General features: G+C 66.7%; 11 protein-coding genes and 3 pseudogenes. 11 read left to right on the forward strand and 3 right to left on the reverse strand.

Annotated elements, in window-relative coordinates; all coding sequences use genetic code 11:
* Positions 1-22: 22 nt before the first annotated feature.
* Complete coding sequence (locus ACFY1H_RS38585) at positions 23-1,465, forward strand: FAD-dependent monooxygenase (protein ID WP_386954848.1); 1,443 nt, start codon at positions 23-25, stop codon at positions 1,463-1,465.
* Here ACFY1H_RS38585 and ACFY1H_RS38590 read toward each other — a convergent pair.
* On the reverse strand, positions 1,462-1,941 hold the full coding sequence (locus ACFY1H_RS38590; protein ID WP_386954851.1) for a RidA family protein: 480 nt from the start codon (positions 1,939-1,941) through the stop codon (positions 1,462-1,464). The two genes, ACFY1H_RS38585 and ACFY1H_RS38590, sit on opposite strands and share 4 nt — an antisense overlap.
* 47 nt (positions 1,942-1,988) lie before the next feature.
* Here ACFY1H_RS38590 and map point away from each other — a divergent pair, with 47 nt between their 5' ends.
* The 4 genes from map (at position 1,989) to ACFY1H_RS38610 (ending at position 5,422) form a co-directional block, all read left to right on the forward strand.
* The gene (gene map, locus ACFY1H_RS38595; RefSeq protein WP_386954853.1) at positions 1,989-2,756 is read left to right on the forward strand and encodes a type I methionyl aminopeptidase; all 768 of its coding nucleotides are present in this window, start codon (positions 1,989-1,991) and stop codon (positions 2,754-2,756) included.
* Positions 2,757-2,772: 16 nt separating this feature from the next.
* The gene (locus ACFY1H_RS38600; RefSeq protein WP_386954856.1) at positions 2,773-3,282 is read left to right on the forward strand and encodes a GNAT family N-acetyltransferase; all 510 of its coding nucleotides are present in this window, start codon (positions 2,773-2,775) and stop codon (positions 3,280-3,282) included.
* A 97-nt stretch (positions 3,283-3,379) separates the two neighbouring features.
* Positions 3,380-4,243, forward strand: coding sequence for an SDR family oxidoreductase (locus ACFY1H_RS38605; protein WP_386954859.1), 864 nt, complete (start codon positions 3,380-3,382; stop codon positions 4,241-4,243).
* Between the two features lie 126 nt (positions 4,244-4,369).
* Positions 4,370-5,422, forward strand: a complete 1,053-nt coding sequence (locus ACFY1H_RS38610) for an alpha/beta fold hydrolase (RefSeq protein ID WP_386954861.1) — start codon at positions 4,370-4,372, stop codon at positions 5,420-5,422.
* A 55-nt stretch (positions 5,423-5,477) separates the two neighbouring features.
* Here ACFY1H_RS38610 and ACFY1H_RS38615 read toward each other — a convergent pair whose 3' ends face one another.
* The gene (locus ACFY1H_RS38615; protein ID WP_386954864.1) at positions 5,478-5,897 is read right to left on the reverse strand and encodes a hypothetical protein; all 420 of its coding nucleotides are present in this window, start codon (positions 5,895-5,897) and stop codon (positions 5,478-5,480) included.
* 894 nt (positions 5,898-6,791) lie between these two features.
* Here ACFY1H_RS38615 and ACFY1H_RS38620 point away from each other — a divergent pair.
* From ACFY1H_RS38620 to ACFY1H_RS38630, 3 genes and pseudogenes are all read left to right on the forward strand, one after another.
* Positions 6,792-7,280 carry a hypothetical protein gene (locus tag ACFY1H_RS38620; RefSeq protein WP_386954867.1) on the forward strand — a complete coding sequence of 163 codons (489 nt, stop codon included), beginning with the start codon at positions 6,792-6,794 and terminating at the stop codon, positions 7,278-7,280.
* A gap of 80 nt (positions 7,281-7,360) precedes the next feature.
* Positions 7,361-8,368: an AIPR family protein gene (locus ACFY1H_RS38625; protein WP_386954871.1), complete on the forward strand. Its 1,008-nt coding sequence runs from the start codon at positions 7,361-7,363 to the stop codon at positions 8,366-8,368.
* Positions 8,369-8,523: 155 nt separating this feature from the next.
* Positions 8,524-9,273: pseudogene (locus tag ACFY1H_RS38630) on the forward strand (alpha/beta fold hydrolase); the annotation flags it as partial.
* 3 nt (positions 9,274-9,276) lie between these two features.
* Here the strand turns inward: ACFY1H_RS38630 and ACFY1H_RS38635 are convergent.
* The gene (locus tag ACFY1H_RS38635) at positions 9,277-9,633 is read right to left on the reverse strand and encodes a VOC family protein (protein ID WP_053731577.1); all 357 of its coding nucleotides are present in this window, start codon (positions 9,631-9,633) and stop codon (positions 9,277-9,279) included.
* Between the two features lie 173 nt (positions 9,634-9,806).
* On the opposite strand from ACFY1H_RS38635, the pseudogene ACFY1H_RS38640 reads away from it, so the two are divergent.
* From ACFY1H_RS38640 to ACFY1H_RS38650, 3 genes and pseudogenes are all read left to right on the forward strand, one after another.
* Positions 9,807-10,502 (forward strand): annotated as a pseudogene (locus tag ACFY1H_RS38640) (IS1634 family transposase); the annotation flags it as partial.
* Positions 10,502-10,660 (forward strand): annotated as a pseudogene (locus ACFY1H_RS38645) (helix-turn-helix domain-containing protein); the annotation flags it as partial. The pseudogenes ACFY1H_RS38640 and ACFY1H_RS38645, both read left to right, overlap by 1 nt.
* 245 nt (positions 10,661-10,905) lie before the next feature.
* Positions 10,906-11,910: a tyrosine-type recombinase/integrase gene (locus ACFY1H_RS38650; RefSeq protein WP_386955165.1), complete on the forward strand. Its 1,005-nt coding sequence runs from the start codon at positions 10,906-10,908 to the stop codon at positions 11,908-11,910.
* Positions 11,911-11,977 lie beyond the last annotated feature (67 nt).

Genomic DNA, 11,977 nt, shown 5'->3' on the forward strand with positions numbered 1-11,977 from the left:
CCTGACAGTTGAGGTGGGGGTCATGGACGAGGTGCTGGTCGCCGGCGCGGGCCCGGTGGGGCTGCTGGCCGCGATCGAGCTGCGGCGCCGCGACGTGCCGGTGCGGATCGTCGACGCGGCCGCGGGGCCGACGCGCATCAGCCGTGCGCTGGGCAACCTGGGGCGCACGATGGAGATCTACGACGAGCTCGGCGTGCTCGACGAGCTGCTCGCGAACGGCGTGCGCGTCACGAAGTTCGTGCGGCACCTCGCCGGCCAAGAGCCACTCGCGTACGGCATCGGCTACAGCGAAGTGCCTTCGCGCTTCCCGTTCGTGCTGTTGGTCGACCAGTGCGTCACCGAGCGCGTGCTGCGCGAACGTCTCGCGAAGCTGGGCACGCGCGTCGAATGGTCGACGCGCCTGGAATCCCTGACACAGGACGCCGACGCCGTTCGCACCGTGGTCGTCCGTGACGGCACCAGGGAAACCGTGTCCACGCCGTGGCTCGTCGGCTGCGACGGCGCGCACAGCGTCGTGCGCAAGCAGCTGGGAATCCCGCTGCGCGGCGAGTCCGGCCACACGTGGCTGGTCGTCGACGCGGAGGTCGAGAGCGCTCTCGACCCCGTCGCCATGCACTGGCTTTCGGCCGACGACGCCGCGATGCTCGCGTTCCCCCTGCCCGAGCCGGCGCGCTGGCGCCTGACCGACACCGCGTGGACCGCCGGCGGCGTCGAGACTCCGGGCGCCGTCGCCGAACGCTTCCGCGGCCGCCTCGCCGCGGCGACGGGCGCCCGGGCGCGGGTGCGCATCCGCGACTGGATCAAACCGTTCACCATCCAGCAGCGCGCGGTGCCGGCCATGCGGTCCGGCCGCTGCTTCGTCGCGGGCGACGCCGCCCACGTCCACAGCCCGGCCGGCGGCCAGGGCATGAACACCGGGCTGCAGGACGCGTTCAACCTGGGCTGGAAACTCGCGGCCGTCTGCGCGGGCGAGGCCGGCGTGGCCCTGCTGGACACGTACTCTCGCGAACGCGTCCCGGTCGGTGCCGCGCTGCTCGACGCCACCGCGATGATCACCGACTACGTGATGCACGGCGACTTCTCCGATCAGTCCGGAGTGGACGGTGCGGGCCGCGAGATCATCGGTAGCACGCAGGCACTCGCTTCGCGCTACGCCGACAGCCCGCTCACCACGCCCGGTCCGGGAGTTCCGGCACCCGGCGAGCGCGTCACCCGTGTCGATCCTCCAGGTGCGACGACGCCCGGCTGGCGCGACTTCCTCGACCGGCTGCGTGTTCCGCGCTGGCTGCTCGTCCACCGCGCCACCGTGCGTCACTCGGCGCCCGGGATGACTGCCTGCCCCGTGGCTGAATCGGTGGCCGACGACCTGCAACTCGACGACGGCTGGCTGCTCGTGCGCCCCGACGGCTACGTCGCCGCCCGTGGCACCGCGACTCCCGCGCGATTCGGGTACTCCGGCGCTTAGTCGATCGCCACTTCCGCCTCGATCTCCACGGGAATGCCGAACGGCAGCTCCGCGAGGCCGACCGCCGAGCGCGCGTGGTCGCCCGCGTCCGCGCCCCACAGCTGCACGATGAGATCGGAGAACCCGTTGACCACGGTGGGAGTGCGGGCGAACCCCGGCGCGGTGTTGACCATGCCGAACACGCGCAGCCACGCCGTGACGCGGTCGAGGTCGCCGAGCGCGAGCTTCAGCGAGCTGAGCACCGCGAGCGCGGTCAGGCGGGCGGCCGCGTACGCCTGCTCCTCGGTGACCTCGGCGCCGACCTTGCCGAACGGGCCGGCGAGCGACCCGTCGGGCAGCAGTGGCCCGTGGCCCGAAACGAACGCGCGGTCCCGGAAGACGCGGACCCACGGGAAGGAGAGCGTGACGCCGGGCGGCGGGGTCATCGGCTCCGGCAGCTGGAGGCCGAGCTCGGCCAGGCGGGTTTCGATGTGCACAGCGGCAGCCTACGGACCTGGATAGTAATACCGGTATAGTTATCCGCATGGTGGAGCTGAAGACCGCGACCGAGCTCGCGGTGATGCGGGAGGCGGGCCGCGTGGTGGCCCGGGCGCTGGCGGCCGTGCGGGAGTCCGCGGACACCGGCGTGTCGCTGGCCGAGCTGGACGCCGTTGCCGCGCAAGTGATAGCCGACGCGGGGGTGAAGCCGTCGTTCCTCGGCTACCACCCGAACTGGGCGCCGACGCCGTACCCGGGCGTGATCTGCGCGAGCGTGAACGACGCCATCGTCCACGGCATCCCCGGCCGGTACCGCCTGCGTGACGGCGACCTGCTGAGCATCGACTGCGGTGCGGCGATCGACGGCTGGCACGGCGACGCCGCCGTGAGCTTCGTCGTCGGCGCCGCGGACCCGGCCGACCTCGCCCTGATCGCGGCGACGGACCAGGCGCTCGCGGCCGGCATCGCGGCGGCGCAGCCGGGCGCGAAGATGGGTGACGTCTCCGCTGCCATCGCCACGATCGGCCGCGCCGCGGGCTACGGCGTCACCGAAGACCACGGCGGCCACGGCATCGGCCGCGCGATGCACGAGGACCCGCCGGTGCCCAACGACGGCCGCCCCGGCCGCGGCCTGCGCCTGCGGCCCGGCCTCGTCCTCGCCCTCGAGCCGATGTTCACCCGCGGCGGCCGCGACGACTACCGGCACGCCGACGACGGCTGGACCGTCCACACCACCGACGGCACCCGCGCGTCGCACTCGGAGCACACCGTCGCGATCACCGAGGCCGGGCCGGTGGTCCTGACGCTGCCCTAGGGGTACAACGTCGGGGATGGGGACGTTCACGATCCGCCCGGGCGAGCCCGGCGACGCCGACACGTTGCTGCGCTTCTTCGACGAGGCCGTCGAGTGGCTGGTGGCGCGCGGCAGCGCCGGGCAGTGGGGTGATCGGCCGTGGAGCGGCATTCCGCACCGGGCCTCGCGCGTGGCCGACATGACGAAGGAGCCGGGCCTGCGCCTCGCGGAGGTGGACGGGGAGCCCGCGGGGGCGCTGATCGTTCAGGACGAATGCCCGAAGCACGTGCCGCCGGCCTGGGAGCGGGAGCTGTACATCGGGCTGCTCATCACGTCGCGCCGGTTCGCGGGGCATCGCGTGGGTGCGCGGCTGCTGGAGTACGCGCTGGCGGAGGCCCGGAAACGCGGCATCAGCCTCGTGCGCGTCGACTGCTGGGCCGGCGGCGACGGCGAGCTGCAGCGCTACTACGAGGGCCAAGGTTTCACGCCGACGGTCCGCTTCGACGTCGACGGCTGGATCGGTCAGGTCTTCGAGCAACGCCCCTGATCGGGGCAGTCGACTGGCGCTCGGCGCCACGCCGGGGCACCATATTGACACGACGCCAACAGTGTTCCGTCTCCGTCGACGCAGGAGGAGCCCCGTCATGGCCAAGCAGCCGCGTTCGCTCGCCGGGAAGGTCATCGTCATCACCGGTGGCGCGCAGGGCATCGGGGCCGCCACGGCCACCGCGCTCAAGCGGCTCGGCGCGCGGGTGGTGCTGGGCGACCTCGACCACGTCCGCGCGGAGAAGACGGCCGGTGAGCTGGGGCCCGAAGCCGTCGCACTGCCGCTGGACGTCACCGACACCCGAGCGTTCACCGAGTTCCTCGACGAGGTCGAACGCCAGGTCGGGCCCATCGACGTGCTGATCAACAACGCCGGCATCATGCCGCTCGCGCCGCTCGACGAGGAGGACGACGCGGCGACGCGCCGGATGCTGGAGATCAACCTGCACGCCGTCATCCACGGCACGCGCGAAGCCGTGAAGCGGATGAAGCCGCGGGGGACCGGGCACATCGTGAACGTCGCTTCGATGGCCGGGAAGTCCGGGTTCCCGGGCGCGGCCACGTACTGCGCGACCAAGCACGCCGTGGTCGGGCTGTCGGAGGCGGTGCACCTGGAGCTGCGCGGCACGGGCGTGTCGGTGTCCTGCGTGATGCCGGCGGTCGTGCGCACGGAGCTGGCATCGGGGCTCGGCGAGGCGAAGTTCATCAAGTCCGTGGGGCCCGAAGACGTCGCCGCGGCGATCGCGGATGCCCTGAAATACCCGAAGTTCGATGTTTTCGTGCCGAAATCGCTGGATTTCACGGGCCGGATCACGCGGCTGTTCCCGCGTGCGTTCGGCGAATGGTTCGTCCGCGCGCTCGGCGGCGATCAGCTGCTGGCTTCGGCCGCGCATTCCCCGGCCCGGGCGGAATACGAGTCCCGCGCTGCTCAGAGCGCTCCGGCCGCCGACTCGGGGAACTAGCTTCCCGGTCACCGGGCACTGTCCGAAATGGACGTGCTTGCCGGGTGCTTGCAAGTGTGGCGGTGTTGATGCCGCCCGCGGCCCCGGGCAAGATTGCCTCCGAGAGGTCGAGCTCAGGAGGCACGCATGGTTTCACCCACGGCACGGCTGGCCGCAGCGGCGTCGAACGTCGTGGGGAAGGTGCTGCACGGTGGCGTCGCCGACCTGCGCCCGATGCCGCGGGTGCTCATCGACCAGGGTCCGAACCGCTCGTTGTACCGGATGACCCACAGCGGCGCGCCGGTGTCGGGGCCGCCGATCCTGCTCGTGCCGCCGCTGGCCGCGCCCGCGCTGTGCTTCGACCTGCGCCGCGGCTGCAGCCTGATCGAGCACCTCGTGGAGGCCGGGCGCAACGTCTACCTCGTCGACTACGGCAACGTGGCGTTCTCCGACCGGCGCCTCGGCATCGAGCACTGGATCGACGAGGTGCTGCCGCGCGCGATCCGCAAGGTGAGCGAAGACGCGGGCGGTGAGGGCGTGCACCTGGTGTCGTGGTCGCTGGGCGGGATCTTCTCGCTGCTGGTGAACGCCGACCAGCCGGAGCTGCCGATCGAGTCCGTCACCGCCATCGCGTCGCCGGTCGACTTCGCGGCGATCCCGATCGTCGCGCCGTTCCGCCCGCTCGTCGACCTCACCGGCGGTCACCTGCTCACGCCGGTCTACCGCGCGTTCGGCGGGGCACCGTCCTATTTGGTCAGCCGCGTGTTCCGCGCGACGGGCATCAGCAAGGAGATCACGAAACCCATCGCGATCCTCAAGAACCTCGACGACCGCGACTACCTCGCGCAGATCGAGGCCGTGGACCACTTCATGGACAACATGTACGCATACCCGGGCCGCACGTTCGGGCAGCTCTACCACCGCCTGTTCCGTACCAACGACCTCGCCGAGGGCACCGTCGACCTCAACGGGCGCAAGATCAGCCTGGCCGACGTGAAGGCCCCGGTGCTCGTCGTCGCGGGCGAGAACGACACGATCGCCCCGCAGCCTTCGGTGGAACGCGTGGTGCGGCTGCTGGAGAACGCGCCGGAGGTGCGCTTCCGCACCGCACCCGGCGGCCACCTCGGTGTGCTCACCGGGCGCAAGGCGCGGGGCACCACGTGGACTTATCTGGACGAGTTCCTCGACGATCGCATCTGACGGCGTTGGGAAGCGGGCCACCCGGGGACTCCGAGTGGCCCGCTTTGCGTTGCCGTCAGATGGCGGGCGCGGGGCCGCGCTGGGCGGTGATCCACGCGCGGACGTCCTTGTGCAGCAGGCCGCGCAGCGCGAGGCCGGCGAACACGATCGGCAGGATGCCGGTCACGCCGGAACTGATGATGGTCACGATTCCGTTGATCACGACGATCGCCTCGACCACGATCGCCGTGACCCACGGCCACTGCTTGCCCGATTGCAGCGTGATCGCGCAGACGGCGAGGACCACCGCCATCAGGATGTTGATCACGATGATCACGACCAGCAGGCCCGCGACTCCGGTGTCGCCGACCGACGCGGCGGCCGCGGCGACCAGGAGCAGGAGGGAGCCCAGCACGTTGAAGGCGACCTGGATCCACATGAAGATCCGCGCCTGCCCCAGGCCCTTCGGCGGGCCGTAAACCCCAGGGTTCGTCATGCGGGGAAGGCTAGGGCAAAGGTGCGGAAAACGATCGTTCGGAGATCAATCCGATATTCTGCACCTTGGCCGCAAATTGCCGGACGAGTTGGGGAAAAACTCACTTGAGTGCGAAGAGTGCCTTTTGAATGCGCCGAGGGCGCCGCTGTAGCACGCTTCGGCGCCGGCGTCGCTCATGTCCCGCCACGGCACTTCGGAGTTCCTCGGGCACTTCCACGGGCTACTTCAACTGCGCCAACGTCTTCCCCAGCACCCGACGAGCCACGATCAGCTGCTGAATCTGCTGCGTCCCCTCGAAGATGTCGAGGATTTCTCAGCCGGTTTTCGCTGACCTTGCGATCTTGGCTGGAAACGGCCTCTGACCTGCGCTGATGTGTCTCGTTAGTTCTCGTCGTCTGTCGCCTCTCCCTGGCCGCTGACGGCCTGGAGACGGCCTGGCGACCAGCCACACCTACCCCTGCATCCCGATACGAGGCCAAGCACTCGGCCGGTGGTGCCGGGTCAAGACACGCTTCACCGTCTTGACGCGGTGCTACCGGCCGTTGTCACGATCCGGCGTCGGGATGGAGGTCTCCCACGACGGTGCGTAACGGAGATCGAGTCACGAACGACCCGAATGTCACCACCGCTCGTAGCTCGTCGAGGAGGCCGGGATGGGGCAGGGGACTCGTGTGTTGCCGCCGCGCGGCGCTGCGCCAGGTGCCCCGCTGACGGCCGCACCGCCCGGCCGGCGGGCGAAGCGGAGCGGCAGCCCGCCGTGTCGGAAGCGGATGCGGCCGCCCAGGCGAGGGGCTGCGTAGGCGACAGGCGCGCCGCCAGCGGCGGCGCGCCCTTGATCCTGTAGAGGTAAATTCGGCAGTAGGCGGCGTCTGCTGAACGCAGAGAGGATGGGAATTGAGCAAGGTTCACGTGCGACACATCAAGGCTGCGCTGGTTCGTGACTTCGATCAGCTTATCGACATGTCTGACTATGCGAAGGCTAGCGACGAGCAGCAAGAGAAGGTGTTTTGTACGAGAGCCTTGGCGGCATTCGCGCTTCAGCGGTTTGCGGATGTTGATCAGGTGCAGGCTGCAAGCTGTGTGGTCGACGGAAGTAATGACAACGGAATCGACGCCATCTACCTCGATCAGGCTAATTCAAAAGTAATACTTGTGCAGTCCAAGTGGGATTCTAATGGTACGGCAACTATAGGACTGGGTGACTCTCGCAACTTCGTTGCCGGCTTCAAAGACCTAACTGACGAACGGTTTGACAGGTTCAACGATAAAATCGCTCGCCAGAAGGATCTCATAAGTGAAGCGCTAGGGGATCCAAGTGTTCGCTTTGTTCTGGTTGTAGCCACGACAGGTGCAAGTACACTTAACCCTGTCGTTCATCTGTAGACCTATCTGCAACCGTTGAGCACTGGGGAACTGTAACTGAGCCATACGAGGCATTCTATGGTGTAGTCGACGCGAAGACGGTGGGCGATTGGTATGCGCGATACGGAGATAAACTGTTCGCGCAGAATATTCGCGGATCGCTAGGTGCGACTGGGGTAAACAACGACCTTCGGGACACTCTTACTCGGGGGCCTGAGCATTTCTGGTACTTCAATAATGGTATCACTGTTCTTTGTCAAAAGATCGAAAAATCAGCGCGTGGAGCCACCACGCGAAACTATGGAAAATTCTCGCTATTCGGCGCGAGTGTAGTAAATGGTGCGCAGACGGTTGCAAGTATTCACAGGGCGTTGAAGGACTCAGAAGCTGCTGAAAATGCACGCGTATGGATCCGGTTCATCTCACTAGAAGCTTGTCCGCCGGAATTCGCGAAGGAAGTTACAAGGGCAACTAATACTCAGAATTCTGTTGAGGCCAGCGACTTCGTAGCTCTGGACCCTGAGCAAGCTAGGCTGCGTGTAGAGATGCTTCTTTCGTGCAGCAAAATCTATGCGATCAAGCGAGGTGACCAACCGCCAGATCAGGCTACGGGGTGCACGGTTTACGAAGCAACGGTTGCGCTCGCGTGCGCGTATCCGGACCCGTCGTTGGCGGTTCTTGCGAAAAGTGCCGTAGGACGTCTGTGGGAGTCAACGGACAGGGCGCCATATAAATCGCTTTTCAATTCCGTGGTCAGCGCGTTCAGGATTTGGCGTACCGTTGAAGTACTGCGTTCGGTTGATTCTGTGCTGAATCGTTTGCGTTACAGAAAAGAGGGCCGAGAAAAGTCTATTGTCGTGCAAGATAATAGAGTAGTTGCACATCTAGTGTTTCACATGCTCGATATGAGCAAGGTGGATGATCCGGATCTCGATTGGTCGAAGATTTTAGACACCGTGCCAAAGCTTACGCTATCGATCGTAAAGATGCTGACTGAACGCGTAGAATCGATGTATGCCAACAGCTACATTACTAGCCTGTTCAAGAATGCGTCTAGATGCAAAGACTTGGTTGGCAAGATCACTAAACAACTGGAGGCTTTGCAGTAAGAAAAACGTTGGGTAGCTGTCGCGCAATGGCGCAATACCTGACTTGGCTCAAGATCGCTGATCTTGGGTAGGGTGCTGGCTGTTGAGCTGCGGTTTCGTCGTGTGAACGGCGAGAATCTGCGCACTAAGCGGCCGGTTCTAGGGTCTGTCCATCGCTTCCCGGTTACGGCTTCAGCGACAAGCCGGCCGCGCCGGGGTGGGGGATCGAGCGGACATCCGACGCGTGGTGCGAGCTGATGGCCCGGCTCGGCTACCGGCGGTTCGGCGCCCAGGGCAGCGACTGGGGCACCAGCATCGCGACGAGCATCGGTCAACGGCAACCCGATCGGGTCGCCGGCATCCATCTCATGCCGCCGCTCGCACCGCCCGATCCGGCCACGTTGGACGACCTCACCGGTGCCGAGCGGGCGGCGCTCGCGACACTGCGGGAGGCGGACGAATGGGGCTCCGGATACTCGGCGCAGCAGTCGACCCGGCCGCAGACGGTCGGCTACGGGCTGGTCGACTCGCCGGCCGCCCTCTGCGCCTGGGTCGTCGAGAAGTTCTGGTCGTGGACCGACTCCGGTGGCGACCTGCATCGGGTTATTACCCGGGATGAGCTGCTCGACAACCTGATGCTCTACTGGCTGCCCGGCACCGGTGCCTCATCCGCCTGGCTGTACTGGGAAAGCCTCCGGCAGGTCAACGAATGGATCTCCGGGTCGGCCGGCGCGCCGGTGACCGTACCCACCGACTGTTCGGTCTTCCCCAAGGAGCTGCAGCGCCCGTCTCGGCGGTGGGCGGAGCGTCGGTTCCCGAACATCCGGTACTGGAACGAGCCCGGCAAGGGCGGCCACTTCACGGCGTTCGAGCAGCCGGCGTTGTTCGTCGACGAGGTCCGGTCATTCTTCCGGCTGGTCCGCTGATGGTCACCCGTACTCGGTAAGCGGCTGGCTAAAGATCAACAAGTGCCCATCGGGTGTCCGTACGTTGAAGTCGCGCATCCCGTAGGGCCGGTCAGCCAGTGGCTCGACGATGTCGGCGCCGCGGGCGCGCAGCTCGTCGTGGCAGGAATCGACGTCGTCGACGACAACCGTCACCCTGGCCGGGCCGACGCTGCTTTCGGCGTACAGGTGGAACTCGGCGGTGTCGCGGATCACGGCCGCGTAGCTAGGTGGGGTCTCCCAGGTGAATATGGTGTCGAATCCGAGCACGTCCGTGAAGTACGACCGCGCTGCCTGCACATCTCGGCACGGCAGCACGGGAACCGCCACCCGCATGACCATTCCGTCACCTTACCTGACTTTGGCTCAAGATCGCTGATCTTGGGTAGGGTGCTGGCTGTTGAGCTGCGGTTTCGTCGTGTGAACGGCGAAAATCTGCGCACTAAGCGGCCGGTTCTAGGCTGTCTCTCGTGGCGTATGTGCGCACGGTGAAGACGGCGTCGGGGGCCAGGGCGGTGCAGATCGTGCACTCGTCGCGGGTCGCGGGTCGCGGGTCGCGGGACATCGAGCACATCGGCTCGGCGCATGACGATGCGGCGTTGGAGGCGCTCGAGGCGGTGGCGAGGCAGCGTCTGGCTGTGGGGCAGCCCGAGCTCGACTTTGGCCCGGACTTCGCGGCGTTGCAGGCCGGCAGTGGTGCTGGTGGTGGGCCGCTTGCGATCACGTCGTCGCGGATGGGGTACCTGTGGGACGCGCTCGGCCACGCCTACCAGCTGTTGGGGTTCGAGGAGGCCGCTGGTGGTGACGAGGTGTTCCGATTACTGGTGCTGGCACGGATCGTCGAGCCGACCAGCAAGCTGGACAGTCTGCGGGTGGTCGAGGAGGCAGGTTTCGACCCGCCGGCGTACGCGACCCTCAAGCGGCGTCTGCCCGCGTTCGCGAAAGAGTCCTGGCGGCAGAAGTTGGCCGCGGCGTGCGCCCGCACCGCTGATCTGGGGCCGGCTTCACTGGTTCTCTACGATGTGTCCACCTTGTACTTCGAGACCGATGCCGGGGACGGGTTCCGTGAGCCTGGGTTCTCCAAAGAACGCCGCCTGGAGCCGCAGATCACGATCGGGCTGCTCACCGACGCAAGTGGGTTTCCGTTGATGGTTAACGCGTTCGAGGGCAACCGGGGCGAGACCACTACGATGCTGCCGACCATCCGTTCTGGACCGTCGAGGACGTCTCCGACTACCTCGGGGTCCCGGTGAAGACGCTCTACCAGTGGAAATGGCGCGGTGAGGGCCCGCCGGTGAAGAAGATCGGTCGGCACCTGCGCTATGACCCGGCCAAGCTGCGCGCCTGGGTCGACGCGGAGGCGGCCTGATGGGGCACATTCAAGACCGTTGGTTTCGCCCCGCGCGGGATGCGGTGACCGGGAAGGTCATCCTCAACGCGCGGGGCAAGCCCGTCATGGAACGGTCCGAGCTGTACGGCATCGGTCTGCGGTACAAGGTCCGCTAACTCGACCCTGACAACAACGAACGCTCGAAGTCGTTCGCGGACAAGCAGAAGAAGCGCGCCGAAGACTTCCTCATCGGCGTCGAGTCCGACAAGCGTGAAGACAAGTACATCGATCCGCGGGCGTCCTCGACGACGTTTCGGCAGCAGGCGGAGAGCTGGGTGAAGAGCCAGTCTCCGGACCCGGGCACGCGGTCAACCATCCTCAGTCGGCTCGAAAGCCAGATCTACCCGGTCTTCGAGACCAAGAAGGTCGGGCAGATCAAGCCGTCGACCATTCGTGACTGGGTCGGCTCGATGGAAGAGCGGAAGCTCTCGGACAACTACCAGGCGGTCTTGTTCAACACCGTCTCCGGCGTGATGGACTCGGCCGTGGACGACCGCCGGATTCGTGAGAACCCGTGCCACGCGAAGACCGTAAGGCGACCGGTCGCGAGTAGCCCGCCGATCGTCGTATGGCCGGAGGAACGTGTTCAGGCTGTGAGGTCGGGGCTGGTGGAGCGGTTCAAGATCGCAGTTCCGCTCGGTGCCGGCTTCGGTCTGCGGCAGGGTGAGATTCTGGGCTTCTCACCTGACGACGTCGATCGGACGGCGATGACCGTGCAGATTCGTCGACAGATCAAGACTGTCAGGGGCGTGGTGATGTTCGCGCGCCCGAAAGGCGGCAAGGAGCGAACCATCCCGTTGTCGGCCGCCATGCTGGCCGAGATTGACGACCACGAGGACCGGTTCCCCTCCGCGGCCGTCACGCTGCCCTGGCAGAGCGCTGACGGTGAGCCGGTGACGGCACGGCTGCTGATGACCGGGGAAGGTGGCCGGCTGTACTCGGGGGACTTGTTCACCAAAGTCGTCTGGTACGGAGCGTTCCGCGCAGCAGGGGTCGAGTACCGGCGTCGCGCGGACGGGATGCATGCGCTTCGTCACTTCTACGCATCGACGTTGCTCGCTCGCGCGGTCTCGATCAAGGAGTTGGCGGACTACCTCGGGCACGCGGACCCGGGCTTCACGCTCCGGACATACACGCACCTCGTCCCGTCGAGCCACCAGCGGGCGCGTGAGGCCGTCGACGCGGTCTTCGGACGGCCTGCCCTCGATGACGGCCTGGAGGCGGCCTGATCATGAAATCGGTCCCCGCCGACGCGAAAGCCGCCCGGTCGGAAAGCCCCAAGCAGGGGCAAGCGGC

The organism is Amycolatopsis sp. NPDC001319 (assembly GCF_042896185.1).
In the GTDB taxonomy this organism is placed as follows: domain Bacteria; phylum Actinomycetota; class Actinomycetes; order Mycobacteriales; family Pseudonocardiaceae; genus Amycolatopsis.